This is a genomic window from Amycolatopsis ruanii (genome assembly GCF_003385175.1).
In the GTDB taxonomy this organism is placed as follows: Bacteria; Actinomycetota; Actinomycetes; order Mycobacteriales; family Pseudonocardiaceae; genus Amycolatopsis_E; species Amycolatopsis_E thermalba.
In genome coordinates, this window is sequence record NZ_PQHY01000033.1 from 39,965 (window position 1) to 66,414 (window position 26,450).

The following is a 26,450-nucleotide window of genomic DNA, read 5'->3' on the forward strand; positions in this document are numbered from 1 at the left end:
CGTTTCGTCCTCACGATGTGTGATCGATACGCACTTTCGGGTGGACTCGAGTGTAAGCGCTCGCTGTGCGGAGTGCCGCGGTGTACCGCGGCGAGGTGAACAGTGCGGGCCCACCGGGTCGCGCGGAGGCGGCGAGCGCTTTCCGCGGCGAGCGGCGGTGACACAGGGCAAGGGCGAACGCTTTCCTCCTCACCGAACGTGAGAAGTCCGGCTCCGCGCGGCTGGGGCTGAGGGCGTTCGGCGGGCCCGGCGCCGTGAGAACTCGGGCTCCGCACGGTAGGGGCCGGGCGTTCGATAGCCGGGCGGCGCGCGCTTCCGCGCGACCGCGGGGCGTCGCACGTGCCATCGCTGGCGCGACCTCCGTGCCCACAGGCGCGAAGCTCAGGCCCGCGTCGCCGCGAAGATGCCGTCCGGGAAGGCGCCGTGTGCGACCGCGTGGCGGGCCAGTTCCCGGCCCAGCTCGTGCAGTCGCGCGGCCTTCTCGGCGCCCAGGTGGCGCCACGGGGCCACCGCGGAGGCGTTCGTCTGCTCCTCGAGGCTCTCGCGCAGCGCAGTGCCCTCCGGGGTGAGCCGGCCGTCCTCGTCGAGCAGGCCCTGGGCGCGCAGGTCCTCGACGCCGGCGTCCCACTGCTCGTCCGACCAGCCGCGGCTCGTCTTGGCGACCGGCTCCAGGAAGCCCTTCCCCGTCGCCGTGTAGGTGATCAGCGCGGCCAGCCCGCCCAGCCCGTGACCGACCAGCGCCGCGATGTGCCCGTCGCCCCGGTACTCACGCAACAGCGTCGCCGCGTGCCAGAGGACCAGGTGCGGCTCGGACGGCCACTCCAGCTCCGCGTGCCCCGCGTACAACGGGCGCCCCTCCGCCGTGCAGGCCGACGCCGCCGAGCGGGCCAGCTCCGCCGCCTCGGCCAGCCGCGGCGAGGTGATCAGCTCCTCCCCCAGCACGCGGCACAGCCCGGCGTCCGCCGCCGCCATCCGGGCCGGCAGGATCCGCTCCGGCGTGGCCAGCGTCCACGCCCGCGGGATGTGCCGGGCGACCAGCTCCGGGTTGAAGTTGTAGAAGGTGGCCGCGACCACACCCGCGCTCACCGTGCCCATCGGCGCGGCGCGGCTGGCGAAGTAGCCCATCCGGCCCGGCCGCAACCCGGCCTCGGTGAGCGCTTGCTCCGCCTCGGGCGCGAAGTAGACGAACGAGTGCAGCGGTTCGAGCACCCGGTGACACCGGAACGCGACGCCGCGGGCTTCTGCGTGATCCACCGCCCGACCCTAGGCCACCGGCGGGCCGGCGGGAAAGGGGCGGACGAGTTGGCCTGTAAGCCGGATCCTGTCCCGCGGCGCGAAGCCGCGGTGGCGGCCATCCATCTAGGCCTGCCGTCGCCGGCAGGCTCGAGCGGCCTACCCGCAGGCATCGGACGGGCCGCCCTCGATCGCCTGCGCAGGCGCCTCGCGGCGCCCTCTTGGCCTTGCTCCGGGTGGGGTTTACCGAGCCACCCCGGTCACCCGGGGTGCTGGTGGTCTCTTACACCACCGTTTCACCCTTGCCCCGGCCGGTGACGGCCGGAGCGGTCTGTTTTCTGTGGCACTGTCCCGCGGGTCGCCCCGGGTTGCGGTTAGCAACCACCCTGCCCTGCGGAGTCCGGACTTTCCTCGAGGGAGTGACCCCTCGCGACCGCCCGGCCAACTCGTCCGCCCACTCAGGGTAACCGTTCCCGCGCCGCGGACGGCGGTTGCCCTCCCGCCGGAGAACATCGGCCGGCGGGCTAGCGTGCGGGCATGGTCGCGGCGGTCGGGAGCCTCGGGGCGCTCGCCGCCGTTCTCGGGTTCGCCATGGCGCGTCCGCGGGGTCTGCCGGAGGCGCTGGTCGCGGTGGCCGCGGCGCTCGTCGTGCTCGCCGCCGGGCTGGTGCCGCCGGGCGAGGCGTGGGAACAGGTCACCGCGATGGCCCCGACGCTCGGATTCCTCGCGGCGATCCTCGTCCTCGCCGACCTGGCCGACCGCGAGGGCGTCTTCCGGTGGCTCGGCGCGCGGCTGGCCACCGCCTGCCGCGGCAGGACGCGGTGGCTGCTCGCGCTGACCTTCGCGGCCGCCGCGGGCACGACCGCGGTGCTGAGCCTCGACGCGACGGTCGTCCTGCTGACACCAGTCGTCCTGGCCACCACGAGAACCCTCGGCCTGCCGCCGAAGCCGCACGTGTACGCGTGTGCCCACCTGGCCAACTCGGCGTCGACGCTGCTGCCCGTCTCGAACCTGACGAACCTGCTGGCCTTCGCCGCGTCCGGGCTGACCTTCACCGGGTTCGCCGCGCTGATGGCGGTGCCGTGGCTGGTCACCATCGCGGTCGAGCTGGCGGTCTTCCGGTGGTTCTTCCGGCGCGACCTGACCGGGTTCGCGCCGCCCGCGGACGCCGGCCGGGAGGCGCCGGTCTTCGCGCTGGTCGTCCTCGGGCTGACGCTCGCCGGGTTCGGGGCCGGTCCGCTGATCGGGCTCGCGCCGGGGTGGGTGGCCGCGATCGCCGCCGCCGTCCTCGCCGTCCGGGCGCTGACGCTGCGGACGACGAGCCCGGTGCGGCTGGTCGTCGCGGCGAACCCGCTGCTCAGCCTGTTCGTGCTGGGTCTCGCGATCGTCGTCCAGGCGGTGTCGGACCACCTGCTCGGCGGCCCGCTGCGGGCGGTGCTGCCGGCGACGACCGGCCTGCCCGCGCTGCTGCTCACGGCGTTCGTGGCGGCCGCGCTGGCCAACCTGGTGAACAACCTCCCGGCGACGCTGATCCTGCTGGCGGCGCTCGGCCCGCACCCGGCTCCCGGAGTGCTGCTCGCCGTGCTGCTGGGCGTGAACATCGGCCCGAACGCCACCTACGTCGGCTCGCTGGCGACGCTGCTGTGGCGGCGCGTGCTCGGCCGGGACGCGCCCGGCCTGGGCGAGTTCACCCGGCTCGGCCTGGCGACGGTCCCGGCGAGCCTCGCCGCGGCGACCGTCGCGCTGTGGCTGGTGCTCCCGTGACGCGTGCTCAGGCCAGGTGCGAGATGTCGTTCACCAGCCGCACCGAGGCGTTGCCGTCCGGGTAGAACTCGACGATCGACAGCGACGCCAGGTCCAGGTGCAGCCGGAACAGCAGCGACGGGCCCGCGTCCAGACCCAGCCGCAGCAGGGACTTGATCGGGGTGACGTGGCTGACCACGACGATCGTCTTCCCGGCGTGGGTCTCGACCAGCTCGTCGCGGGTCCGGCGGACCCGCTGGTGCACCGCGTCGAAGCTCTCCCCGCCCGGCGCGGGCACCAACGGGTCGCGCAGCCAGCGGCCGTGCAGCTCCGGATCGCGCTGGGCGGCCTCGGCGAACGTGAGCCCCTCCCACTCGCCGAAATCGGTCTCCAGCAGGCCGGGGTGGGTCTCCACGCGGGCGCCGAGCGCGTCCGCCACCGCCTGCGCGGTCTGCTTCGTCCGGGTCAGCGGGGAGGCCACGATCGCGGTGTCCGTGCCCAGCTCGGACACCGCGGCCAGGCGCTTCGCGGCCGCCGCGGCCTGCTGCCCGCCGTGCTCGGTCAGCGGCACGTCACCGCGGCCGGAATACCGGCGGTCCACCGACATCGCGGTCTGACCGTGCCGCAGCAGCATCATCCGGACCGGCGTGCCCTGCGCGCCGGTCCACTTCTGCGGCGTCGTGCGCTCCGGCGCCGGGTCCTTGCCGGCCTGGGTGTCCATCGCCTCGTTGGCGAGCCGGTCGGCGTGCGCGTTCTCCGCGCGCGGGATCCACTGGTAGCTCACCCGCGCGAACCCGGCGGCCAGCTCGCGCGCCCGCTCGGCGAGCGGCTTCAGGGCCTCGTGCTTGATCTTCCAGCGGCCGGACATCTGCTCGACCACCAGCTTGGAGTCCATCCGCACGTCGACCTCGGTGGCCCCCGCCTCGGCGGCCGCGCGCAGCCCGGCGATCAGGCCCGAGTACTCGGCGACGTTGTTCGTCGCCACGCCCAGCCCCTCCTGGCGCTCGGCCAGGATCTCACCGGTCGCGGCATCGCGGACGACGGCGCCGTAGCCGGCCGGCCCGGGGTTGCCCCGCGAGCCACCGTCGGCCTCGACGACCGCTCTCACAGGCCCGACTCCACGGTGCGCACCAGGATCGCGCCGCAGTTCTCGCACTGCACGACCTCGTCCTCCGCGGCCGCCTTGAGCTCGGACACCGTGTTGCGGTCGAACTCCATGTTGCAGGCCAGGCACTTGCGCGCCCGCACCAGCGCGGCGCCGATGCCCTTGTGCGCGCGGACCCGCTCGTACAGCTTGAGCAGGCCCTCCGGGAACCGCGGCACCAGCTTGGCGCGGTCCTCCTCGCGGCGCGTCTTCGTGGTGTCCAGGTCCTTGAGCGTCTCGTCGCGGCGGCTCTCCACGTCGGCCAGCGCCTGCTCGGTCTTGTCCACCTCGGCGCCGGTGCGCTGCACGTCCAGGCCCAGCGCCTCGCGGCGCTCCATCAGCTCCAGCAGGTCGTCCTCCAGCGCGCTCTGCCGCCGGGCCAGGGTCTCCAGCTCGTGCTGCAGGTCCGCGACCTGCTTGGACGGCAGCGTGCCGCCGTCGATCAGCTTGCGGTCGCGGTCCTCGCGGGCGCGGACGGACTCGATCTCCTTCTCCTGGCGGGCGATCTCGCGGTCCAGGTCGGAGGCCGCGGTCTCGTGCCGGATCGCGGTGTCGCGCAGCTCGCGCAGGGTCTTCTGGATGCCCTCGATCTCGGCGAGCTCGGGCATGGTGCGGCGGCGGTGCTCGACCCGGGACAGCTCGGCATCCACTTTCGCGAGCTCGAGCAGCTGACGCTGGACGGCTGGCTCTGCCTTCACTGGTACTCCCTCGGATTACGCGCGGATGGTCCACGGATCGGTCCGGCGCGCGGACACGTGCACGTTGACGTTACCCGCAAAGGCGGCACGCAGGACCGCCGAGGCTTGCCCGCACCACGGCCACTCGCTGGCCCAGTGGGTCAGGCCGACCAGGGCGGGCGCGTCCGCGCCGGTCTCCAGGTGCTCGCCGGCGGGGTGGTGGCGCAGGTCGGCGGTGACGTAGGCGTCCACCCCGGCCGCGGTCGCGGCGCCCAGGAAGCCGTCGCCGGCCCCGCCGGACACCGCGACCGTCCTAATCAGACGATCCGGGTCGCCTGCCCCGAGCACGCCCGGCTCGGTGCGCGGCAGGGCGTCGGCGACCCGGCGCACGAACGCGGCGAACGGTTCGGGCTCGGGCAGCTCGCCGATGCGGCCCAGGCCGGTGCCGCCGTCCGGGTGCGGGTCGAGCGGGCGGAGCACGCGCAGGCCGATCGCTTCGGCGAGCGCGTCGGACACGCCCGGATTCGCCGAGTCGGCGTTCGTGTGCGCGCAGTACAGGGCGACGCCGGCGCGGATGAGCCGGTGCACCAGCGCGCCCTTCGGGGTGTCGGCCGGCACGCCGTGCACGCCGCGCAGCAGCAGCGGGTGGTGCGCGACGACCAGCTGCACACCGGTCTCGATCGCCTCGTCGATGGTCGCGGCGACCGGGTCGACGCAGATCAGGACGTCGGTGACCGGCTCAGCGGGGTCGCCGCAGACCAGGCCGACCGCGTCCCAGCTCTCCGCCAGCGCGGGCGGATAGGCGTCCTCCAGGGCGGCGATCACTTCGGCGAGCGCGGGCATGGGGCGATCTTCGCACGTGCCGTGGGGCAGACTGCGGGGTGTGACCGAGCCGAGCCTGCACATCTGCTTCGTCTGTTCCGGCAACATCTGCCGCTCCCCGATGGCGGCCATCGTCTTCCGCGCGCACCTGGAGCGAGCCGGGCTCGCCGACCGGGTCCGCGTCACCAGCGCCGGCACCGGACCCTGGCACGTCGGCGAACCGGCCGACCCGCGCGCCCGCGACACGCTGCGCGAGGCCGGCTACCGCGGCAAGCACGTGGCCGCGCAGGTCGACAGCGATCACCTGGCCGCCGCGCTGGTCCTCGCCGCCGACCGGGGCCACCTGCGGGAGCTGCGGCGCATGGTGGACGACCCCGCACGGGTGCGGCTGCTGCGGTCCTTCGACCCCGAGGCGCCCGACGGTGCCGAGGTCCCCGACCCGTACTACGGCGGCGACGACGGCTTCCCCGAGGTCCTCGCGATGGTCGAACGGACCGTCCCCGCGCTGCTGGACTGGGCGAAGGCGCGGCTCTGAGCTGCGGCCATGCGGTTGCCGCCGCGCGCGGATACCGTGGCGGCGGGCAGACGAAAAGGTGCTGGACATGAGCGTTCGCGAAGCCGTCGAACGGCTGCTGGGAGTCCCGGTCACCGGGGTGCGCCGCAGCGGCGGCGCGGTGTGCCTGGTGACGACCGAGGGGCGCGGCGTGCTGGTCGCCAAGCAGGGCAGCGGCCCGGGCGCGACCGACGCCGAGGCCGCCGGGCTGCGCTGGCTCGGGGAGCACGGCGACGTGCCGGTCCCGCAGGTCCACGCGCACGACGACGAGTGGATCGTCATGGAGTACGTCCCGCCGACGTATCCCGAGACCGCCGCGGCGGAGGCGTTCGGACGCGGCCTGGCGCGCCTGCACCTGCGGGGCGCGCCCGCGTACGGATCGCCACCGCCCGGCGGACCGGCCGACGCGTGGATGGGCCTGGCGCCGATGCGCAACGAGCCGTGCGCCGACTGGGCGACGTTCTACGGTTCGTACCGCGTGCTGCCGTACGTGCGGATGTGCGTGGACCAGGGCCTGTACGACGCCGGGCAGGCGGCGGTGTTCGAGCGGGTGTGCGCGCGGCTGCCCGAGCTGGGCGGCCCGGCCGAACACCCGGCCCGCCTCCACGGCGACGCGTGGAGCGGCAACGTGCACTGGGCGCGGGGCGCGGTGTGGCTGATCGACCCCGCCGCGCACGGCGGCCACCGCGAAACGGACCTGGCGATGCTGCGCCTGTTCGGGACGCCGCTGCTGGAGCACATCCTCGGCGCGTACGAGGAGGAGGCGAAGGATCTGGACGCCCCGCTGGCCGACGGCTGGCGGGAGCGCGTGGAGCTGCACCAGCTGTTCCCGCTGCTCATGCACGCCGCTGTGTTCGGGGCCGGGTACGCGCGGCAGGCGCTCCGGGTGGCGGAGACGCTGGCGGGCTGAGCGGCGCGAAGCGCCCGCAGGGCGCGCGGCGCGAAGCGCCCGCAGGGCGCGCGGCGCGAAGCGCCCGCAGGGCGCGCGGCGCGAAGCGCCCGCAGGGCGCGCGGCGCGAAGCGCCCGCAGGGCGCGCGGCGCGAAGCGCCCGCAGGGCGCGCGGCGCGAAGCGCCCGCAGGGCGCGCGGCGCGAAGCGCCCGCAGGGCGCGCGGCGCGAAGCGCCCGCAGGGCGCCTGGGCTCGCCGGGGTCGCCAGGCGGGAGCACGCCCCATGCGGGGCAGAGCCCGAAGCCCCCACCGGCCGGAGCCGGTGTCACCTGCCACACCCTGCGCTGACCTCCCCACACCACCCCCACCGGGCACGGCCTACCGTGTACCTGTGCGGCTGAAGTTCCTCCTCCGGCCGAGCTGGCTCGCCCTCGTGGTGGGTGTGCTCGCGTTCGCGTTCGCCTGCTTCACGCTGCTGTCTCCGTGGCAGTTCTCCCGCAACGACGAGCGCGAAGCCCAGAACCGGGCCATCGAGGCCTCTCTCACCGCCGACCCGCGCCCGTTGAACGACGTTCTCCCGCCCGGCACCGCGCCGGACGCGAACACCGAGTGGACCCGCGTCGAGATCACCGGCGCCTACCTCCCCGAGCACGAGGTCGTCGCCCGGTTGCGGACCGTTCAGGGGCAGCCCGCCTTCGAGGTGCTCACCCCGTTCCGCACCACCGACGGCCAGGTCGTCCTCGTCGACCGCGGGTACCTCCAGCCGGACTCCCGCACCGAGGTCCCGCCCTACGCCGCCCCGCCGGCGGGCACCGTGACGATCGTCGCGCGGATCCGGGCGGACGAGAACGACCCGAAGACCCGCGACGCCTTCGCCGACGCCTCCACCCACGGCAAGCTCCAGAGCTACAGCGTCGACTCGCGCGTCGTGGCGCGGTCGAGCGGCCTGGACATCCGCGGCGGCTACTTCCAGCTCGACTCCGACCAGCCGGGCGTGCTCAACGCGCTCCCCCTGCCGCAGACCGACGCCGGCCCCTTCTTCTCCTACGCCCTGCAGTGGATCGCGTTCGGGATCATGGCCATCGCCGGCCTGGTGTACTTCACCGTCCGCGAGATGAAACCCGGCGGCGTGCTCAACGAGATGGCCGAGAAGAACAAGCGCAAGCGGAAGTCGGTCGCGGAAATCCTCGCCGAAGACGAGGCTAGGGCTAGGGCTGGGGCTGACGACTCCGGCGACGCAGACCGAACAGAGCAGCCAGCACGGCGGAACTGACCCCGGCCAGCCACCCCACCACCCGGGACAACTCGACCGCACGGGTCACGTGCCCGGCGTCCGGGTTCCGCCCGTCGCCCAGCACCGGCAGCTCCTCGACGCCGTGCGGGTAGACCGTGCGGCCGCCGAGGCGGATCTCCAACGCGCCCGCGAACGCCGCCTCCATGCGGCCCGCGTTGGGGCTCGGGTGGGCCGCGGTGTCCCGCCGCCACGCACGCCACGCCCCGGCCGCCGAACCGCCGACCACCGGCGCGCTCGACACCGTCAACGCGGCCGCGAACCGCGTCGGCAGCAGGTTGACCAGGTCGTCCAGGCGCCGCGCGAACCAGCCGGCCGGCCGCGTCGGATCACCCAGGGTCCGCAGCACCGACACCGTCCGCGCGGCGAGCAGGCCGGGCATCCCGGCGACCGCGCCCCAGAACAGCGGCCCGACGACGGCATCGGCGGTGTGCTGGGCGACCGACTCCACCGACGCCCGGGACAGACCCACCACGTTCAGCCCGCCGGTCTGCCGGTTGTCCAGTTCGGACAGCGTCGCGCGGGCCGCGTCCAGCTCGCCCTCTTCCAGGCCGCGGGCCAGCTCGGTGCCGTCGGCGGCGAGACCGGCGCCGCCGAGGACCGCCCAGGTCGCGACGGCCGTGCCGAGGGCCTGCAGGACCGGGCTGCGCCGCACCGACCGCTCGGCCAGCAGCCCGGCCACCACGGCCGAACCGGCCAGGCCACCGGCGAAGGCGACGCCGGCGAGGCGGTGCTGGGGCAGGTTCGCGTCGGTGGTCCGGACGGCGCGGGTGAACACGGTGACCGGCCGGCCGCGCTTCGGCTCGCCGATCACCCCGTCCGCCGCCGCCCCCAGCAGCAGTCCGATCGCCCGTGCGGCACTCACTCGTGGCCCCCCGAAGTCGAATCCCGGCGTGAGACTACTGGAACTGGGAAGCCACCTCGTCGCGTGCCTGGACCATGATGTCCCGCATCGCGCGTTCGGCCCGGTCGGCGTCGGCGGAATCGATCGCGTGGGCGACCTCCAGGTGCAGCGCGACGGCCTCGGGCTGTGGTTCCGGCGGCATCAGGCCGTGCTCGGTGCGGCCGGTCAGCACCTCCGCCACCACCTCGGACAGCTGCGTGAACATCGGATTACCCGACGCCGCGAGCACCAGGTGGTGGAAGTCGATGTCGTGCCCGAGGAACGTGTGCAGGTCCCGGGCGTGTGCGGTGACCTCCAGCCGGGCACCCAGTGCACGCAGCCGTCCGCGCTCCTCGGGGGTCGCGCGGATCGCGGCGAAGCGCGCGGCGCTCGGTTCGACCGCCCACCGCAGCTCCATCAGGTTGCGCAGGGCGATGGGCCGCTGCTCGCTGTCCAGCTGCCAGCGGATCAACCGGGGGTCGTAGTGGTTCCAGTCGGCGCAGTCCCGCACGGTGACGCCGACGCGGCGCTTGCTCGTGGTCAGCCGCATCGCTTCGAGCGCGCGCACCACCTCGCGCGCCACCGTCCGCGAGGCGCCGTAGCTCTGCTGCAGCTCCTCCAGCCGCAGCACCGATCCCGGCGGCAGTTCCCCACAGGCGATCGCGGTCCCCACCGCGTCGAGCATGCGCTCGTGCATTCCCTCGGCCACGCCGGTGACGCTAGACCACTGATTCGATTAAGTAGTACTTGTGGGTTGAATAAGTAGTACTTTTGCGTTGCACTGATCGAGTGACAGCGAGGTCGGAGGAGCGAAGCCAATGACGGTCATCGTCGTGATGGGTGTCGCCGGGTCGGGCAAGACGACGGTGGGTTCGGCGTTGGCCGAGCGACTGAGCGTCGAATACGCCGAGGCCGACGCCTTCCACCCGCCGGCCAACATCGAGAAGATGTCGTCCGGCCATCCCCTGAACGACGACGACCGGTGGCCCTGGTTGCACGCCATCGCGGCGTGGATCGCCGAGCACCAGCGCACCGGCGGCGTGGTGTCGTCGTCCGCGCTCAAGCGGCGCTACCGCGACGTGCTGCGGACCGGCGGGAACGTGTGGTTCCTGCACCTCGACGGCCCGCGGGACGTCCTGGCGGAGCGGATGCGCGGGCGGACCGGGCACTTCATGCCGGTGTCGCTGCTGGACTCCCAGCTCGCCGACCTCGAACCCCTCGAAACCGATGAGCGCGGCATGGTCGCCGACATCCTCGAATCCCCCGCGGCGATCGTGGACCGCGCGCTCACCGAGCTGGCGAAGGAGCAGCCGTGAGTACTCTCGCCGCCGCCTGGACCGGGACCGACACCCGGCTGGTCGTCGCGACGCTGGTCGGCATCGCCCTGATCGTGGTGCTGATCAGCAAGGCCCGCATGCACGCCTTCCTGTCCCTGATCTTCGGATCGCTGGTGGTCGGCCTGCTGGGCGGGCTGCCGGTCGACAAAGTGATCAAGAGCTTTTCCAGCGGGGTCGGCTCGACCGTCGCGTCGGTCGGCCTGCTGATCGCGCTGGGCGCGATGCTCGGCAAGCTGCTGGCCGACTCCGGCGGGGCGGAGCAGATCGTCGACACGATCCTGTCCCGCACCTCGTCGAAGGCGCTGCCGTGGGCGATGGCCCTGGTCGCCGCCCTGATCGGGCTGCCGATGTTCTTCGAGATCGGCCTGGTCATGCTGATCCCGGTCGTGCTGCTGGTCGCCAAGCGCAGCGGCAAACCGCTGATGCTGGTCGGCATCCCCGCGCTCGCCGGGCTGTCCGTGCTGCACGGCCTGGTGCCGCCGCACCCCGGTCCGCTGGCCGCGGCCGGTGCGCTGAACGCGAGCGTCGGCATCGTGCTCGGTCTCGGCCTGCTGGTCGCCATCCCGACCGTGATCATCGCGGGTCCGGTGTTCGGCAAGCTCGCCGCGCGGTGGGTGCCCGAGGCGAAGGCGCCGGAGCACCTGATCCCGGCCAGCGGCGGCAGCGAGGACGTGCGCCTGCGGCCGAGCTTCGGGGCGACGCTGGTGACGGTCCTGCTGCCGGTGGTCCTGATGCTGGGCAAGGCGATCGCGGACATCCTCGTCGGCAGCGGCAACCCGGTGCGCCGCGTGCTGGACTTCGTCGGCGACCCGCTGATCGCGCTGCTCGCCGCCGTGCTGCTGGGCATGGTCACGCTGGGCCGCGCCGCCGGGTTCACGCGCGACCGGCTGGCGTCGACGGTCGGCGACTCGCTCGGCCCGATCGCCGGGATCATCCTGATCGTCGCCGCGGGCGGCGGGTTCAAGCAGATCCTGGTCGACGCGGGCGTGGGCAACGTCGTCACGCAGATCGCCGAGGGGGCCAACATCCCGGCACTGCTGCTCGGCTGGCTGGCCGCGGTGCTGATCCGGCTCGCGACGGGCTCGGCGACGGTGGCGACGGTGTCCGCGGCCGGGCTGGTGTCCGGGCTGGCGGCCACCATGTCGCCCACCGAGGCCGCGCTGCTGGTGCTCGCGATCGGCGCGGGTTCGCTGTTCTTCTCGCACGTCAACGACGCCGGGTTCTGGCTGGTCAAGGAGTACTTCGGGCTGTCGGTCGGCCAGACGATCCGGAGCTGGTCGATCATGGAGACGGTGATCTCCGTGGTGGCGATCGTGATCATCCTGCCGCTGGGGGCGCTGCTCGCCTGAGATGGCAACCGGAGCCGCGACCGGGATGCCGGGCCATACTGGTCTCATGCGGCAGGTCTTCGCGCACGACGCGGTGCTCGGGATGGCCCCCGGGGCCGACGAGCGGGCTCCCGGCGCAGCAGTGACCGTGGCGTTGTGCGGCCACTGGGAGCACGAGCCGCCCTGTCCGCTGGCCCCGCACCACGTGCGGGCCGACCGGCGCGGCGACGAGCTGCACGTCCGGGTGCTGTTCGCCGCCGAGCCCGGTGCCGAACGCGAGGTCCGGCACCGGATCGACCGGGCCCTGTCCGAGCGGTGGCAGGTCCGCGCGAGCCGGGCGAGCGACGTGTCACCGGCCGAGGCCGGCCACGCCGAACGCCTGGTGCGCGGCTGAGGCTCAGCCGCGGTCCGCGTACGCCCAGGCCTCCAGCATCACGCGCGCGATCGACGAGTTCCCCGGCAGGATCAGCTCGCTCGCCCCGTCCAGGATCGGGACCGGCTCGCCCTTCGCCTCGAACGCCGCGCGCACCTCGGCGCGCGGCACCCACAGCGCGGCCTCGATCTCGCCGTCGGCGGGAACCAGCGGGCGGGACGGGTCGGCCTTCGCGGTGAAGCCGAGCATGATCGAGCGCGGGAACGGCCACGGCTGGCTGCCCAGGTAGCGCACGTCGTGGACCTCGGCGCCGACCTCCTCGCGGATCTCCCGCACGCAACAGCCTTCGAGCGACTCACCGGCCTCGACGAACCCGGCCAGCACCGAGTACCGCCCGGGCGGCCACACCGGCTGCCGCGCCAGCAGCACGTGCTCGCCGTTGACGCCCTCCTCGTCGTGCACCAGGCAGATCACCGCCGGGTCGGTGCGCGGGTACTCCTCGCGGCCGCACGCCTCGCACTGCGACGCCCACCCGAACTGCACCAGCCGCGTCGGGCTGCCGTCGCGCACGCAGAACCGCGCCTGCCGGTGCCACACCCGCAGCGCCTGCGCCGTGGTGAACAGCCCCGCCGCCGTGTCGTCCAGCTGGTCGCCGTACGCCCGCAGCGTCACCCACAGCTCGCCGCCGGCCCGCGGCACCTCTTCGGGCACGCCCCAGCTGCCCGGCATCCCGACGATCTCCGGTTCGCCCTCCGGCTCACCCGGCAGCGCCCAGTAGTCGACGCCCTGCCACTCGCCCAGGAACACCGCGTCGGCGGGCGGCTCCTCGCCGAAGGCCAGGGCCTTGCGAGTCGCCAGCACCGCCTCCCCCTCGCGCACCGGCGTCCGCAACTGCTGGTCCAGCAGCATCACCTGCGCGTCCGGCCAGCGGGTGCGCAGGCGCTCGGGGTTGGTCCGCAACATCTCCTGACGGTCCACAGTGGACCGGGACAGGGTCGGCAGGCGGCCCAGGGTGAACGGTGCGACGGTCACTTCCCGGGCTCCCCCACGACGACGCCCCCGAGCGCGGTCAGCTGCGGCGCGAGCGTCTCGGCGTCACCCACCACGACGCCGGTGAACCGGGTCGGGGCGAAGAAGTCCAGCGCGGCCTGCGCGACCTCGTCGACGGTGACCGCGGCGACCCGCTCGGGGTGCTCGGCCAGCCACTCCGTGCCCAGGCCGGCCGCGGTCAGCGCGGCGAGCTGGCTGGCCAGCCCGGCCTGCGAGGACGTCGCGGTGAGCAGCGAGCCGACGGCGTACTGGCGCACCGACTCGACCTCCTCGGCCGTCGGCGGCACGACCGTCAGCCTGCCCAGCTCGTAGCGGGTCTCCAGCAGCGCGGCCGCGGTGACCTCGTTCGCGGTGTCCGCGTCGACCCCGACCGTCGCGGTGGCGCCGGTGAACTCGAACCCGGAGTGCGCGCTGTAGGTGTAACCCTTGTCCTCGCGGATGTTCTCCACCAGCCGCGAGGAGAAGTAGCCACCGTAGGTCAGGTTCGCCAGCTGCAGCGCGGCGTAGCGCGGGTCGGTGCGCGGCAGGGACTCCGCGATGAGCCGGATCTGCGACTGCACCGCCCCGGCCCGCGGCACCAGCAGCAGGTCACCGCCGGTCACCTCGGGCAGGCCGGGCATCGCCACCGCGGACGCCTCCGACGACCAGCCGCCCAGCACGCGCTCGACGTCCCCGGCGATCTTCTCCGGGTCGATGTCGCCGACGATCACCAGCACCGAACCACGCGGCAGCACCGCGGCGGTGTGCAGCGCGCGGACGGCCTCGGGCGTGACCTGCTCGACATCGGCGGCCTGCGGGACCTCCCGGGTCGCCGGGTGGTCGCCGTAGACGTGCCTGAGCAGCGCCTCGCGGGCGATCACCCGCGGCTGCGTGCGGGACACGGCCAGCCGCTCGACCAGCCGCGCCGACTCGCGCGCCACCTCGTCGTCCACATAGGACGCCGCGGTGAGCGCGTCGGCGAGCACGTCCAGCAGCGTCGGCAGGCCGGCGGCCAGGCCGTTGCCGGAGATGGTCAGCCGCTCCGGGTCGACCACGGTGTCCAGCTCGCCGCCGATCAGCGCCAGCTCGGTGTCGATCTCGATGCGGTCGCGCCGGGCGGTGCCGGTGAGCATCGTCTCGGCGAGCACCTCCGCGGTGGCCGCGTGCAGCGGCGCGGTGCCGCCGAACGGGATCCGCAGGCGCAGCTCCACCAGCGGCACGGTCGGCTTGCGGACCGCGAGCAGGCGCAGGCCGCTGGGCAGCACGGTGTCCACATGGGACAGGTCCGCGGCGGCCTTCTGCGCACCCAGCTCCGGGACCGGGCGCGGCCCGGTGGCGGTGCGGCCGATCTCCTCGGCGCTGCGGTGTCCGGCGGTTGTCACTTCGCTCCCCCTTCGGGCTCGACGAGCAGGACCGCGCGCGAGTCGGGCCGCAGCGCCTTGGCGGCAGCGGCCACGTCCTCGCTGGTGACGGCCGCCATGCGGTCCGGCAGCCGGGACACCAGCGTCGGGTCCCCGTAGAGCAGTTCGAACGCGCCGAGCGACAGCGTCCGGGACATCAGCCGGTCGTGCTCGGCGTGCAGGCTCGCGCTCCAGCGCGCGGTCACCTTGGCCAGTTCCTGGGCGTCCGGCGGCGTGGCCGCCAGCTTCTCCAGCTCCTCGTCGATCGCGGTCAGCACCCGCTCCGCGGAGACGTCCGGCGAGTGGATGGCGGTGATCGAGAAGGTGTCCGGGTCGCGCGCCTCGAACGGGCCGAACAGGCCGGCGCCCGCGCCGATGTCGGTGACCAGCGGTTCGCGGTGCACCAGCCGCTGCTGCAGCCGGGAGCCGTCGCCGTCGGTCAGCACCCCGGCCAGCACCAGGTTGGCGAGGTAGGCGTCCAGCTCGCCGACCGGGTCCGGCAACCGGTACCCGACGGCGAGCGCGGGCAGCGGCGCGTGCGGGTCGGTGTGGTGGCCGCGGACCTCACCGGACGGCGGCGGCTCGGCGAACGAGCGCTTCGGCGGCGCCGGGCGGTGCGGCACGTCGCCGAAGTGCTTCTCGATCAGCTCGCGGGCCCGGTCCGGCTCGACGTGCCCGGCGACGGTGAGCACCGCGTTGGCCGGCGAGTAGTAGGTGTCGAAGAAAGCCGCGCAGTCGTCCAGGCTGGCCTGCTCCAGGTCGGTGAAGTCGCCGTAGCCGTTGTGCGCGTTGGGGAACGTCGAGTACAGCACCGGCGGCAGGAGGATCCACGGGAACCCGCCGTAGGGCCGGTTCAGCACGTTGAGGCGGATCTCCTCCTTGACCACGTCGATCTGGTTGGCGAGGTTCTCCCGCGTCAGCTTCGGCGCGCGCATGCGGTCGGCCTCGAGGAACAGCGCGCGCTCCAGCGCCGCCGAGGGCAGGACCTCGTAGTAGTCGGTGTAGTCCGGGTGGGTCGACCCGTTGAAGGTGCCGCCGCTGGACTGCACGAGCTTGAAGTGCGCGAGCTTCTCCAGGCTTTCGCTGCCCTGGAACATCAGGTGCTCGAACAGGTGGGCGAACCCGGTGCGCCCTTCCGGCTCGGAGCGGAAGCCCACGTCGTAGTGCACGGCGACGCCGACCACCGGGGCGGTCGGGTCCGGCGCGAGCACTACGCGCAGGCCGTTGTGCAGGGTGAAGCGGGAGGTCTCGGCCATGGGCCCCACCATACGGCCATCACGGGGCCGGGGTCCGCCGACGGTCCTGCAGGGCGGCGAGGAATTCACCGAGAGCGAACGCGGTGTCCGGCACCGGCCGTCCGAGGGCGAGCGCGTAGGGGACGAACCGCTCACCGGCGAGCAGTTCGGCCGGGTCGCGCAGGCGGCGGTCCAGCGTGCGGCCGCGCCGGGTGAGCGCGGGGAGGAACCGCGCGCCGAGCGCCAGGGCGAGCCCGGCGAGGGTGAGGATCACGCCGAGTTGCGCGTACCCGGTGGTCAGCGCGAGCACGATCGTCAGGAACAGCCCGTAGCAGGCGATCCGGATGCCGGCGCGGCGTGCGCGGCCGGGCGGGCGGAGCCAGCCGCGGCGGATCGCGTCGGCGGTCAGGGCTGGCCCGGGATCCTCGCCGGCCAGGACGCGGCGCTCGAACGCGGTGAGCCGGTCGTCGGGCGGGTGGACCGGTGCGGCGTCCGGCCCGAGGTAGCCGCGGACCGCGAGGTCGACGGCGGTGACGTCCGCCGGGTTCTCGTTGCGGAGCAAGGCGATGTGCCCGGGCAGGACGCCGTCCGGGGTCGCGAACGGCTCGGCGGTGAACCCGGCGGGCAGCGGCGCGCGGGCACGGCGGGCGAGCGCGAGCGACACCGCCCCGGCGAGGAGCAGGAGCCCGAAGGCGACCCACGCCCAGGCGACGGGTGCGGTGAGGACGAACGCGCCGGCCAGGGTCTTCGCGGGCAGCAGGCGGGCGTTGGCCGGGACCGTGCCCGGCGGGAGATCGACCGCGATGTCCAGCGTCTGGCCCGGCTCCAGGCGCTGACCGGAGAAGCGGGTCAGGCCGGTCTGGTCGTTCTGGGCGGCGGCGCACCCGGTGCAGCGGACGCCGATCGCGATGCGCGGCGCGGCGAAGCTCGCGCGGACGAGGGTGCGGGCGGTGTCCCAGCCGTCCAGGGTCCAGGTCACCTCGAGCCGGTCACCCGCGTCCCGGACGGCACCGTCCACTGTGTACCGGATGATCGAGGTGCCGGGGTTCAGGCGGAGGGTGACGGCCTCGTCGCGCCGCTCGGCCGAGCCGGAGCCCTCGATGCTCAGGTCACGCAGCGTGTAGACCCGGTCGCGGTCGCCTCCGGCCGGCGTGCGCAGCGGGATGGTGCGGGTGGTGCGGGCGCAGGTGTCGATCGCCTCGACGACCGACAGCGAGCCGTCGGGCTGGAGCCGCATCTCGACCTCGGCGCTGTTCGGCAGGGCCGGCAGCGGCGGTGTCATCAGCAGGAGGGCGGCGCACAGCCATCGCACCCGCGCAGGTTAGCGGGCGAGCAGGCGCGCGATCGCGGCGGTGATGTCGGCGGCGAGCCGGTCGTCCACCGGGGCGTGGCGGCTGAGCAGGCGGTACCACATCGTGCCGAACGCGAAGTCGACGACGAGCGGGAGCGGGACGTTCTCGGCGAGTTCGCCCGACTCCACGCCGCGCCGGAGGATCTCGCGCAGGGCGTCGCGCCGGGGGCCGATGACGGTGCCCTGCAGGCGGGCGGACAGGTCGTCGTCGGTCTGGGCGTCGGCCATCAGGCCGATCAGGGCCGGGCCGGTGATCTCGTGGGTGAGTTCGAAGGTGCGCACCAGCACCCGCTCGACGTCGCGCAGCGTGTCGCCGGTGTTCCGGTCGAGGCCGGGCTCGCGGGTGCGCAGGTCGATGAGGGCGTCGAGGAGGACCTGGGCGCGGTCGGGCCACCAGCGGTAGACGGTCTGCCGTCCGACGCCTGCCTCGTCGGCGATCGCCTTGATCGTGACCTGCTGGTAGCCGTCCCGGTGGCAGATGCGCAGGGCGGTGTCCAGGATCGCGCGCCGGGCCTCTTCGCTGCGGGGGCGTCCTCTCATGCGCGGCACTTTACAAGACACCTTGCCTCGGATATGTTTTCGGCGCATAGTGTCTCGAAATTGAGGAGAGAGATCGTGACCGAACGAGTCGTGATCCTGGGTGGCACCTCCGGCATCGGGCTGGCGACCGCGCACCGGATGCTCGACAGCGGCCGGGAGGTGATCGTGACCGGGCGCGACGCCGGGAAGCTCGACGCCGCGCTGGCGAAGCTGGGCGACGCGCGGGGCGAGGTCGTGGACGCGCGGGATCACGCGGCGCTGCAGGCGTTCTTCGGGTCGACCGGGCCGGTGGACCACCTGGTCGTCACCGTCACCGGGGCGCCCGGGACGACGGCGTTCGCCGAGCTGACGATGGACGGCCTGCGCGAGGGCGTGGACGGGAAGCTGGTGCCGCACACCGCCGCGGCGCGCGCGGCGCTGCCGGTGCTGCGGGGTTCGCTGACGTTCGTGACGGCGGCGTCGGCCGGGGCGGCGATGCCGGGGACGGCCGCGCTGGCGGCGGTGAACGCCGGGATCGAGGCGATGGTGCCGGTGCTGGCGGTGGAGCTGGCGCCGGTGCGGGTCAACGCGGTGTCGCCCGGGGTGGTCGACACGGCGTGGTGGGACTTTCTGGACGCCGGTACCAAGGCGGCGACGTTCGAGGCCATCGCGGCCGGGCTGCCGGCCCGCCGGGTGAGCACGCCGGACGACATCGCCTCGGCAATTGCGTTCCTGACGGAGAACACCTACACGACCGGAGTGGTCCTCCGAGTCGACGGCGGCGGACGACTGGCCTCGGCGGCCTGATCCAGACGGCGGGGGCGGGTCCGGCCGGAAGATCAACTCGTCGGCTCCCCCGGCCCGGCGGCCGCCGGCGTGGCAGGCAGCGCCAATGGCTGCTGCGTCACCGGGATCCAGCCCCCCGCCGAAAGATCAACTCAGCGGCGCAAACCCGCGCGGCGGCATCGACTCCCCGGCCCCACCACCAACGCGCGGCCCCCACCACGCCCAACGCCGCCGGAAGTTCAACTCGGCGGCGCGAACCCGCGCGGCGGCGTCGGCTCGCCCGGCGCCGCCGGCAACGGCGCGGCCGACGGCGTGGCGGCGGGCAGCTCGCCCGGCGCCGCCGCCGACGGCGTGGCAGGCGGCGCCAACGGCTGCTGCGTCACCGGCGTCCAGCCGGGCGTTCCGGCGTACCCACCGGCCCGGCGCCGCCGCTCCGCGAGTACCGCCTGCAGGTACGCCCACGGCGGCACGCCCCACGGCGGCGGCGTCCCGATGCGCACCGCGACGTCCTGGGCCAGCTGGTGGCCCAACGGCTCCCGCGCCCGGTCGCTCAGCTCGGCGTACCTCGCCAGGTACTGCCGCGCCATCAGCGCCAGCTCGTCGCTCAGCCCCGTCAGGTCGAGCTGCGCCGCCCAGCCGGCCAGCGCGGGCGGCATCGCGATGTTCGGCGCCACCGTCCGCGCCGCGCGTTCCCGGATCACCACCGTGCCCGCCAGGTAGTCGCCGACCCGCTTGGACCGCGGCGAGAACAGCGACACGAACAACGCCACCGCGCTCCACGCCAGCACCGGTCCGAAGTCGACGATCGCGCCGGCCAGTGCCCGCGTCAGGGCCTGCCGGAAGCGGATCGGGCCACCGTCGTCGCGCACCACGCGCAGTCCCAGCGCCATCTTGCCGAGCGTGCGGCCGCGGCTGAGCGTCTCGAACAGCACCGAGTACCCGACCCGCACGAGCACGAAGAAACTCAGCGCCAGCGCGGCGAACAGCGCCTCGTCGGTCACGCCGGACACGGACAGGGCCAGCATGAAGAGCACGAGCGCGGCGGCCTGGACCGCCACGTCGATCGCGAACGCCGCGGCCCGGCTGGCGAGCTGCGCGATCGGCAGCTCCAGCACCACGGCCTCGCCGGTCACCAGATCGGGTTCGCCTGTCACGCGCTCACTGTAATCTGCCCCCATGGACGTGGACCTGTTCGTCGCGGCCCACCGCGCCGAATGGGCCCGGCTGGACCAGCTGCTGGCCGCCCGCAGGCTGACCGGCCCGGAGGCCGACGAACTGGTCACCCTGTACCAGCGTGCCGCGACGCACCTGTCCGTGGTGCGGTCCTCGGCGCCGGACCCGGCCCTGCTGTCCTGGCTGTCGTCGCTGGTCACGCGCGCCCGCTCGGCCGTCACCGGCTCGCACACGCCGGCCTGGCGCGAGGTCGGGCTGTTCTTCGCGCAGCGCTTCCCCGCCGCCGTCTACACGACGGTCCGCTGGTGGCTGCCGACCGCGCTGGTGTCGATCCTGGTGGGCGGGCTGATCGGCGCGTGGATCGCGTCCGACCCGCAGGTGCAGGCGAGCATCGCCGCGCCGGAGGAGATCCGCGCGCTCACCGAGCCGGGCGGCCAGTTCGAGACGTACTACTCCAGCAACCCGGCCGCCTCGTTCGCCGCGCAGGTGTGGACGAACAACGCCTGGGTCGCGGCGGTGTGCCTGTTCTTCGGGGTGCTGCTGGGGATCCCGGTGCTGGTCGCGCTGTGGCAGAACGTGCTCAACGTCGGGCTGTCGGCCGGGTTCATGGCCGCGGCCGGGCGGCTGGACGTCTTCTTCGGCCTGATCACCCCGCACGGGCTGCTGGAGCTGACCGCGGTGTTCGTCGCCGCGGGCACCGGCCTCCGTCTGGGGTGGACGGTCGTCAACCCGGGACGGCGGTCCCGCGCGGCGGCGCTCGCGCAGGAGGGCCGGGCGGCCGCGGGGATGGCGCTCGGGCTGGCGTGCGTGTTGTTCGTGTCGGGCGTGATCGAGGCGTTCGTGACGCCCTCCGGGCTGCCGACGTGGGGGCGGATCGCGATCGGGGTGGCCGCCGAGGTCCTGTTCCTGGTGTACGTGTTCGTCCTCGGGCGGCGGGCCGTGCGGGCCGGGGTCACCGGGGACACCGGCGTGCGGGAGCGCGGCGACCTGTTGCCCGAGGCCGGGTGACACGCCGCTGCCCGGGATCGTCGGTACCGGGTCTTATGGTGGCAGGCATGCGGCTGGAGCTTTCCGATGACACGTACGCGCAGGTGACGGCCCTCGCCGAGGCGGCGGGGCAGTCCGTGGGCGAGTGGGTCCGGGCTGCCGTCGAGCGCGAGGCGTACCGGCAGCTGTGCGAGCAGCAGGCGCGGTGGAACGCCGAGCACCCCGAGCAGGTGCGCGCCGCCGCGGACGAATGGCGTGCCCGTGGCTCTTCGGCCGCGTAGGGGCCAGATCTGGACGGTGTCCGGCGGCTCGCGGCGGGTGCTGGTCTTCTCGGGCAACATGCTGAACGACATCGACGACGAGCACGTGGTGACGATGGAGGTCATCGAGCACGCCGTGCCGCTGAGCGTGGCCACCGGCGCGGGCGGCTGGGTGCGGTACACGTGGCTGGACCATGTGCCGAAGGAGTCGCTGACGCGCCAGGTCGGCGAGGTGCCGGAGGAGCTGATGCAGCGCCTCAGCACCCGCCTGTTCATGGTGATCGCCACCGACTGAGCGCGGAACTCACGCGCCGGAACGTGGAACTCGCGCGCCGGAACGTGGGACTCACGCGCCGGAACGTGGAACTCACGCGCCGGAACGTGGGACTCGCGGTGGGCGCGAGTCCCACGTTCGCGCGGGCGAGTTCTGCGCTCCGGGCGGTGAGTTCTGCGCTCCGGGCGGTGAGTTCTGCGGTTGTGCGGGTGTCTCCGCGCGAACCGCCGTCACAACCGGCCGGCGGCCTTCAGCGCCAGGTACCGGTCGGCCAGCGCGGGTGCCAGCTCGTCCGGCACCGCGTCCACCACCTCGACCCCGCGCTGCGCCAGCAGACCAGTCACGTGCCGCCGCTCCGCCAGGGTCCGCTCGTCGGCCGCCGCCTCGTAGACCGCCTCCGCGTCGCCGCGGGCACGGGCCATCGCGGCCACCCCCGGGTCCGTCACGCCGGCCACCAGCAGCTGGTGCCGCCCCACCACGGACGGCAGCACCGGCAGCAAACCCTCCTCCAGCGGCGCCGCGTCCAGCCCGGTCAGCAGCACCACCAGCGACCGCCGCCGGGCGCGGCGCAGCACCTGCGCCACCATGCCGCGCGCGTCGGTCTCCACGAGGCTCGCCTCCAGCGGCGCCATCGCGTTCACCAGTCCCGGCAACAACTCCGCGGCCGCGAGCCCGCGCACGTCCGCCCGCACCTGCCGGTCGTAGGCCAGGAAGTCGACCCGGTCCCCCGCCCGCGACGCCAGCACCGCCAGCAACAACGCCGCGTCCATCGCCGCGTCCAGGCGCGGCGCGTCGCCGACCCGGCCCGCCGACGTCCGCCCGGTGTCCAGCACCAGCAGCACCCGCCGGTCCCGCTCCGGCCGCCACGTGCGCACCATCACGTCCGCCGCCCGCGCCGACGCCCGCCAGTCGATCGACCGCACGTCGTCGCCGATGACGTACTCCCGCAGCGAGTCGAACTCCGTGCCCTCGCCCCGGACCAGCGCCGCCTGCCTGCCGTCGAGCTGCTGCAGCCGCGCCAGCCGCGACGGCAGGTGCTTGCGGCTGGTGAACGGCGGCAGCACCCGGACACCGCCCGGCACCCGGTGCGACCCCTGCCGCCCGGCCAGCCCGAGCGGTCCCAGCGCGCGCACGGTCACCCGCGCCGACGACCGGTCGCCCCGCCGCACGGGCGTCAGCCGCACCACGACCGACCGCCGCTCCCCCGCCGGCACCGCGATCCGGAACCGGTCCTGCTCGACACCGGCGCTCGGCGGCCACGCGTCCCGCAGCATCCCCCGCAGCGGACGGGATCCCGGGTTGGTCACCGACAGCGTCACCTCGACCGTCTCGCCGAGCCGCACCGCGCCCGCCCCGGACCGCGCGAACCCCAGCCCCCGCACCGAAGCCGCGAGCAGCAGATCCACGACGACACCGAGCGCGATCACGCCGAGCACCGCGAGCACACCCGTCCACGACGGCACCCCGAGCGCCACCACGACGATGCCCACGAGCGCCAGCAGGCCGGCCCGGCCGGTGATCGCCATGTCAGCGCGGGACGGGAACGGTGGCCAGCACGCGTTCGATCACGCCGTCCGCGGTCGCGCCCTCCAGCTCGGCCTCCGGCCGCAGGTTCAGCCGGTGCCGCAGCGCGGGCCGCGCAAGCGCTTTCACGTCGTCCGGGGTCGCGAACGCCCGCCCGGACAGCCAGGCCCACGCCCGCGTCGCGGCGAGCAACGCGGTGGCGCCGCGCGGGGACACCCCGAGCCGCACCGACGGCATCGCCCGCGTGGCGCGGCACAGGTCGACGATGTAGCCGAGCACCTCCGGTCCGACCGTCACCCCGGCGACCGCGGCCCGCGCCACCGCGAGCTGGTCCGCGCCCGCGACGGGACGCACCCCGGCCGCGGACAGGTCACGCGGGTCGAACCCCTGCGCGTGCCGGGCCAGCACGCCGATCTCGTCCTCGCGCGCGGGCAGCGGCACGGTGAGCTTGAGCAGGAACCGGTCCAGCTGCGCCTCCGGCAGCGGGTAGGTGCCCTCGTACTCGACCGGGTTCTGGGTGGCGATGACGATGAACGGGTCCGGCAGCGGCCGCGGCCGCCCGTCCACCGACACCTGCCGCTCCTCCATCGCCTCCAGCAGCGCGGACTGCGTCTTCGGCGGGGTGCGGTTGATCTCGTCGGCGAGCAGCAGGTTCGTGAACACCGGGCCCTCGCGGAAGGAGAACTCGGCCGAGCGCGAGTCGTAGACGATCGAGCCGGTGACGTCGACGGGCATCAGGTCGGGCGTGAACTGGATGCGCGTGGTGCCCAGGTCCAGCGCCGTCGCCAGTGCCCGCACGAGCAGCGTCTTCGCCACCCCCGGCACGCCCTCGACGAGCACGTGGCCGCGGCACAGCAGCGCGATGATGAGCCCGGTGACCGCGGCGTCGTTGCCGACCACCGCCTTCCCGACCTCGGCGCGCAACGCGACCAACGCGTTCCGGGCGTCCGAAGTGGTGTCCGTGCTGGTCAACTGATCTCCCTCTCGATGCGGTCCAGCTCGTCGGCGAGGCGGACCAGACCGGCGTCGTCCCCCGGCGCGGGACCGTACAGAAGCTCCCCGACGGCCGCGGCGGGCCGTCCGGTGCGGGCCGCGGCCGGCGCGACCACGGCCGCCGGTTCCGCCCCCGCGCCGAGGCCGAGCAGCGGCCGCATCCGGTCGATCGCCGCCTGCCGCAGCGTAGCCGCGGCGTGATCGGCCGCGCCCGCGCGGCGGTAGAGCCGGGCGCGGCCCTCGGTCGTTTCGGCGGCGCGCACGACGACCGGCAGCCGTTCGGTCACGACCGGCCCGAGCCGCCGCGCCCGCCACAGCGCGAACAACACCGCGGCGACACCGAGCTGGATCGCGCCGAACAGCCACGGGCGCGGGATCAGATCGGTGAACGACCGCGCCCCGAGCCCGGCGCCGGTGTCGCCCGGCGTGGGCACGTACCAGACCAGCGTGGCGTGGCGGCCGAGCAGGCGCATGGTCAGCGCCGCGTCGCCCGCCTCGTCGAGGCGGTCGTTGGTCAGCGGCGAGCCGTCGCCCAGGATCGTGGTGGTGCCGCGGTCGCCGGGCAGTTGCAGCAGCGTGCCGTCGTAGCAGCCGCGGGCCCGGCCGTGCGCCTCGTAGGTGAAGCCGCCCAGCACGGCGTTGCCCGCGGCGACCGCGCCGGCGACCGTGCACCCGGGTTCGCGCGCCGACGGCTCGACCTCGCCGCTGACGACCACCCCGGGCACCAGGATGTCCAGGACCGGATCGCCGGGGCCGACCAGCACCGCGTCCGTCGCCCGGGACCGCAGCGCCGCGAGGCGGCCCGGTTCGACCAGGTCCGGACCGGTCACGAGGAGCGTCGTTTCGCCTCGCAGCGCGGCTTCGGCCTCGGCGTAGGTCCGCGCGGGAACGATCCGCACGCCCTGCTGGTCGAGCAGCCGCGCCAGCGCACGGGATCCGCCGGGCTGGACGGACTCGGGGTCGAGCGACCCGCGTTGCTGCCCGGCCGAGCCGAGCAGCACGACCACCGCGCCCACGAGCACGATCACCGCGATCACCACTGGAGCGCGGGCCGCCCGCCAGATCCGGCGGGCGTCGGGAGCGACACTGGTCACGCCGGCACCTCGGGACGGCTGCGGCGGACCAGCTCGTCGAGGCCGGCCAGGCGGTGGTAGTCGTCGGCGGTGGCCGGGCGGCCGCCGTAGTGCACGGCGTCGAACAGCTCGGCGCCCTGGCGCAGGGCGTCCCGGGCCGCGGGCAGGCGTGCGCCGGCTTCGCGCGCGGCCTCGTCCGCCGTGCGCCCGGCGCGTTCGTCGAGCACACCGCGTTCCTCCAGGGCCCGGACCACGGCGCGGAAACGGTCGCGCACCGCGGCACCGGGGTCGCCGGCCGCGAACGCCTGCTCGGCCGCGTCCCGGTAGTCCTGGGCGGTGCGCGTGCGGTCCGCGAAGACCACGCCCGGGCGGCGCGCGGACCGGGCGAGCGGCCCGACCCGCAGCCGCACCACCACGATCACCAGCACCAGCACCGCGATCAGCACGAGCACCCCGAACCCGCCGCCCGGCACCACGTTCGCCGCACTGGTGAACAGGTCGGCGAGGCGTTCGGCGAGCCAGCCGATGGCACGGTCGAACCAGCTCGGCTGCGCCAGCGCGTAGGCGGGGTCGGACAGCTCGGCCTCGGCCGCGCGGCGCGCGTCGTCGGCGTCGACGACGACCGGGACGTCGGCGAGCCGGATCAAGCCGTGCCCGCCGCCCGCGCCAGCTGGAGGTCCATGCCCTCCTTGCGCATGCGCTGGTCGATGTAGAGCAGGGCGGTGGCGTTCGCGGCGAACGGCGCGACGATGGTCTGCGAGATGACCTGTCCCACGGCGATGATCAGCAGCGCGCCCCAGCCGGACGGCACGGCCTCACCGGTCAGCGCGTCGGTGCCGCCCGCGGCGAGGCTGAACGGGATGTCGATCAGGTACGCCAGCACGGAGGCGATCAGCCCGGCCAGCACCAGGACGCCGAAGCAGCGCCACCACGAGCCGGACACGAGGCTCGCGGAGCGCTTCAGCGACTGCCCCACGCCCGCGCGCTCCAGCACCAGCGCGGGCGTGGTGAGGCCGAGCAAGGTGTAGAGCCAGATGCCCGGGACCAGGCACAGCAGCGAGCCGACGCCGACCGCGATGACGTAGATGATCGTGGCCCCGAGCAGCGGCAGGAACCGCGGCCGGGCCTCGGCCATGGCCTCGGCGAACGTGACCGGCCTGCCCAGCACGGCCTTGCCGATGACCACGGTCAGGAAGCCGGACAGGAAGGTCTGCGTCAGCACGGTGATGATCACCGAGACGCCGAGGACCGCGGCGGTGTCCCCCAGCGCCTCCAGTGCGGCGTCCTGGATCTGCTGGTCGGTGGCCGCGGGGCCGAGGTTCTGCAGCGTCTGGAAGTCCGGCAGCAGGTAGCGGCTGGCGAGCAGCTGCAGCACCGCGCCGATCACCGCGACCACGGCCGACGAGCCGAACACGAGCGCCGGGTGGCGGCGCATGGTCGTGATGGCGCCGTCGAGGATCTCGCCGACCGACAGCGGGCGCAGCGGGATCACGCCGGGCTTGCCGTAGCCGGGCCGCGGCCCCCAGCCCTGCTGCTGGTAGGGCGCGCCGGGCGGCGGTGGCCTGGGCGGGAT

28 protein-coding genes and 1 other RNA gene are annotated in these 26,450 nt (G+C 74.4%); 11 read left to right on the plus strand and 18 right to left on the minus strand.

What is annotated here, in order from left to right:
- Positions 1–381: 381 nt before the first annotated feature.
- Both D0D28_RS19035 and rnpB read right to left on the minus strand, forming a co-directional pair.
- Positions 382–1,254 (minus strand): SCO6745 family protein, encoded by an 873-nt coding sequence (locus D0D28_RS19035; RefSeq protein ID WP_205413299.1) that lies wholly within the window; start codon positions 1,252–1,254, stop codon positions 382–384.
- A 40-nt stretch (positions 1,255–1,294) separates the two neighbouring features.
- Positions 1,295–1,682, minus strand: an RNA gene (gene rnpB / locus D0D28_RS19040) — RNase P RNA component class A.
- A gap of 88 nt (positions 1,683–1,770) precedes the next feature.
- On the opposite strand from rnpB, the gene D0D28_RS19045 reads away from it, so the two are divergent.
- The gene (locus D0D28_RS19045) at positions 1,771–2,997 is read left to right on the plus strand and encodes an SLC13 family permease (protein ID WP_116111490.1); all 1,227 of its coding nucleotides are present in this window, start codon (positions 1,771–1,773) and stop codon (positions 2,995–2,997) included.
- Between the two features lie 7 nt (positions 2,998–3,004).
- Here D0D28_RS19045 and D0D28_RS19050 read toward each other — a convergent pair whose 3' ends face one another.
- From D0D28_RS19050 to D0D28_RS19060, 3 genes are read right to left on the minus strand one after another with little or no spacing between them, the layout of a single operon-like run.
- Complete coding sequence (locus D0D28_RS19050; RefSeq protein WP_116111491.1) at positions 3,005–4,084, minus strand: bifunctional RNase H/acid phosphatase; 1,080 nt, start codon at positions 4,082–4,084, stop codon at positions 3,005–3,007.
- Complete coding sequence (locus tag D0D28_RS19055) at positions 4,081–4,818, minus strand: zinc ribbon domain-containing protein (protein WP_094006780.1); 738 nt, start codon at positions 4,816–4,818, stop codon at positions 4,081–4,083. The genes D0D28_RS19050 and D0D28_RS19055 overlap by 4 nt, the downstream gene beginning before the upstream one ends.
- Before the next feature lie 15 nt (positions 4,819–4,833).
- A complete protein-coding gene (locus tag D0D28_RS19060; RefSeq protein ID WP_094006781.1) occupies positions 4,834–5,640 on the minus strand; it encodes a Nif3-like dinuclear metal center hexameric protein in 807 nt (268 codons plus the stop codon).
- On the opposite strand from D0D28_RS19060, the gene D0D28_RS19065 reads away from it, so the two are divergent.
- The 3 genes from D0D28_RS19065 (at position 5,639) to D0D28_RS19075 (ending at position 8,334) form a co-directional block, all read left to right on the plus strand.
- Positions 5,639–6,154, plus strand: a complete 516-nt coding sequence (locus D0D28_RS19065) for a low molecular weight protein-tyrosine-phosphatase (protein ID WP_162831118.1) — start codon at positions 5,639–5,641, stop codon at positions 6,152–6,154. The genes D0D28_RS19060 and D0D28_RS19065 overlap by 2 nt on opposite strands.
- Positions 6,155–6,221: 67 nt before the next feature.
- The gene (locus D0D28_RS19070; RefSeq protein WP_205413300.1) at positions 6,222–7,082 is read left to right on the plus strand and encodes a fructosamine kinase family protein; all 861 of its coding nucleotides are present in this window, start codon (positions 6,222–6,224) and stop codon (positions 7,080–7,082) included.
- Positions 7,083–7,452: 370 nt separating this feature from the next.
- On the plus strand, positions 7,453–8,334 hold the full coding sequence (locus tag D0D28_RS19075) for an SURF1 family cytochrome oxidase biogenesis protein (protein WP_116111494.1): 882 nt from the start codon (positions 7,453–7,455) through the stop codon (positions 8,332–8,334).
- On the opposite strand, the gene D0D28_RS19080 is transcribed toward D0D28_RS19075, so the two are convergent.
- Both D0D28_RS19080 and D0D28_RS19085 read right to left on the minus strand, forming a co-directional pair.
- Complete coding sequence (locus D0D28_RS19080; protein WP_116111495.1) at positions 8,270–9,217, minus strand: cobalamin biosynthesis protein CobD/CbiB; 948 nt, start codon at positions 9,215–9,217, stop codon at positions 8,270–8,272. The two genes, D0D28_RS19075 and D0D28_RS19080, sit on opposite strands and share 65 nt — an antisense overlap.
- 34 nt (positions 9,218–9,251) lie before the next feature.
- Positions 9,252–9,920, minus strand: coding sequence for a FadR/GntR family transcriptional regulator (locus D0D28_RS19085; RefSeq protein ID WP_094006855.1), 669 nt, complete (start codon positions 9,918–9,920; stop codon positions 9,252–9,254).
- 133 nt (positions 9,921–10,053) lie between these two features.
- Between D0D28_RS19085 and D0D28_RS19090 the strand changes: the two genes are divergently transcribed.
- The 3 genes from D0D28_RS19090 to D0D28_RS19100 are packed head-to-tail and all read left to right on the plus strand — an operon-like array spanning position 10,054 to position 12,294.
- A complete protein-coding gene (locus tag D0D28_RS19090; RefSeq protein ID WP_116111496.1) occupies positions 10,054–10,551 on the plus strand; it encodes a gluconokinase in 498 nt (165 codons plus the stop codon).
- Positions 10,548–11,921 (plus strand): gluconate:H+ symporter, encoded by a 1,374-nt coding sequence (locus D0D28_RS19095; protein ID WP_116111497.1) that lies wholly within the window; start codon positions 10,548–10,550, stop codon positions 11,919–11,921. The genes D0D28_RS19090 and D0D28_RS19095 overlap by 4 nt, the downstream gene beginning before the upstream one ends.
- Before the next feature lie 46 nt (positions 11,922–11,967).
- Complete coding sequence (locus D0D28_RS19100; RefSeq protein ID WP_094006793.1) at positions 11,968–12,294, plus strand: hypothetical protein; 327 nt, start codon at positions 11,968–11,970, stop codon at positions 12,292–12,294.
- Positions 12,295–12,297: 3 nt separating this feature from the next.
- On the opposite strand, the gene nudC is transcribed toward D0D28_RS19100, so the two are convergent.
- Genes nudC through D0D28_RS19125 form a run of 5 tightly spaced genes read right to left on the minus strand, consistent with a single transcriptional unit; the run spans position 12,298 to position 17,828 of the window.
- Positions 12,298–13,305, minus strand: coding sequence for an NAD(+) diphosphatase (nudC, locus tag D0D28_RS19105; protein WP_116111498.1), 1,008 nt, complete (start codon positions 13,303–13,305; stop codon positions 12,298–12,300).
- Positions 13,302–14,684 (minus strand): M16 family metallopeptidase, encoded by a 1,383-nt coding sequence (locus D0D28_RS19110; protein ID WP_116111499.1) that lies wholly within the window; start codon positions 14,682–14,684, stop codon positions 13,302–13,304. The genes nudC and D0D28_RS19110 overlap by 4 nt, the downstream gene beginning before the upstream one ends.
- On the minus strand, positions 14,681–15,958 hold the full coding sequence (locus D0D28_RS19115; RefSeq protein WP_116111500.1) for a M16 family metallopeptidase: 1,278 nt from the start codon (positions 15,956–15,958) through the stop codon (positions 14,681–14,683). Before D0D28_RS19115 ends, D0D28_RS19110 begins: the two co-directional genes overlap by 4 nt.
- A 19-nt stretch (positions 15,959–15,977) precedes the next feature.
- Positions 15,978–17,249: a DUF2207 domain-containing protein gene (locus D0D28_RS19120; RefSeq protein ID WP_116111501.1), complete on the minus strand. Its 1,272-nt coding sequence runs from the start codon at positions 17,247–17,249 to the stop codon at positions 15,978–15,980.
- Between the two features lie 9 nt (positions 17,250–17,258).
- The gene (locus tag D0D28_RS19125; RefSeq protein WP_094006798.1) at positions 17,259–17,828 is read right to left on the minus strand and encodes a TetR/AcrR family transcriptional regulator; all 570 of its coding nucleotides are present in this window, start codon (positions 17,826–17,828) and stop codon (positions 17,259–17,261) included.
- A 75-nt stretch (positions 17,829–17,903) separates the two neighbouring features.
- On the opposite strand from D0D28_RS19125, the gene D0D28_RS19130 reads away from it, so the two are divergent.
- The gene (locus D0D28_RS19130; RefSeq protein ID WP_205413302.1) at positions 17,904–18,614 is read left to right on the plus strand and encodes an SDR family oxidoreductase; all 711 of its coding nucleotides are present in this window, start codon (positions 17,904–17,906) and stop codon (positions 18,612–18,614) included.
- Positions 18,615–18,832: 218 nt separating this feature from the next.
- On the opposite strand, the gene D0D28_RS19135 is transcribed toward D0D28_RS19130, so the two are convergent.
- The gene (locus tag D0D28_RS19135) at positions 18,833–19,747 is read right to left on the minus strand and encodes an RDD family protein (protein ID WP_233157370.1); all 915 of its coding nucleotides are present in this window, start codon (positions 19,745–19,747) and stop codon (positions 18,833–18,835) included.
- Positions 19,748–19,769: 22 nt separating this feature from the next.
- On the opposite strand from D0D28_RS19135, the gene D0D28_RS19140 reads away from it, so the two are divergent.
- Genes D0D28_RS19140 through D0D28_RS19150 form a run of 3 tightly spaced genes read left to right on the plus strand, consistent with a single transcriptional unit; the run spans position 19,770 to position 21,308 of the window.
- Positions 19,770–20,774, plus strand: a complete 1,005-nt coding sequence (locus tag D0D28_RS19140) for a stage II sporulation protein M (RefSeq protein ID WP_094006800.1) — start codon at positions 19,770–19,772, stop codon at positions 20,772–20,774.
- A gap of 47 nt (positions 20,775–20,821) precedes the next feature.
- Positions 20,822–21,034: a ribbon-helix-helix protein, CopG family gene (locus tag D0D28_RS19145; RefSeq protein ID WP_233157371.1), complete on the plus strand. Its 213-nt coding sequence runs from the start codon at positions 20,822–20,824 to the stop codon at positions 21,032–21,034.
- Positions 21,015–21,308: a hypothetical protein gene (locus tag D0D28_RS19150; protein WP_233157372.1), complete on the plus strand. Its 294-nt coding sequence runs from the start codon at positions 21,015–21,017 to the stop codon at positions 21,306–21,308. Before D0D28_RS19145 ends, D0D28_RS19150 begins: the two co-directional genes overlap by 20 nt.
- Before the next feature lie 209 nt (positions 21,309–21,517).
- Here the strand turns inward: D0D28_RS19150 and D0D28_RS19155 are convergent, their stop codons facing one another.
- The 5 genes from D0D28_RS19155 to D0D28_RS19175 all read right to left on the minus strand — a co-directional run.
- A complete protein-coding gene (locus D0D28_RS19155; RefSeq protein WP_116111503.1) occupies positions 21,518–22,813 on the minus strand; it encodes a DUF58 domain-containing protein in 1,296 nt (431 codons plus the stop codon).
- 1 nt (position 22,814) lies between these two features.
- Positions 22,815–23,783, minus strand: coding sequence for an AAA family ATPase (locus tag D0D28_RS19160; protein ID WP_116111504.1), 969 nt, complete (start codon positions 23,781–23,783; stop codon positions 22,815–22,817).
- Entirely contained in the window at positions 23,780–24,898 is a 1,119-nt protein-coding gene (locus tag D0D28_RS19165; RefSeq protein ID WP_116111505.1) for a DUF4350 domain-containing protein, read from the minus strand. The genes D0D28_RS19160 and D0D28_RS19165 overlap by 4 nt, the downstream gene beginning before the upstream one ends.
- Entirely contained in the window at positions 24,895–25,524 is a 630-nt protein-coding gene (locus D0D28_RS19170; RefSeq protein ID WP_094006806.1) for a DUF4129 domain-containing protein, read from the minus strand. The genes D0D28_RS19165 and D0D28_RS19170 overlap by 4 nt, the downstream gene beginning before the upstream one ends.
- Positions 25,521–26,450, minus strand: a 930-nt coding sequence (locus D0D28_RS19175; RefSeq protein WP_240323267.1) for a hypothetical protein, incomplete at its 5' end; no start/stop codon positions are given. The genes D0D28_RS19170 and D0D28_RS19175, both read right to left, overlap by 4 nt.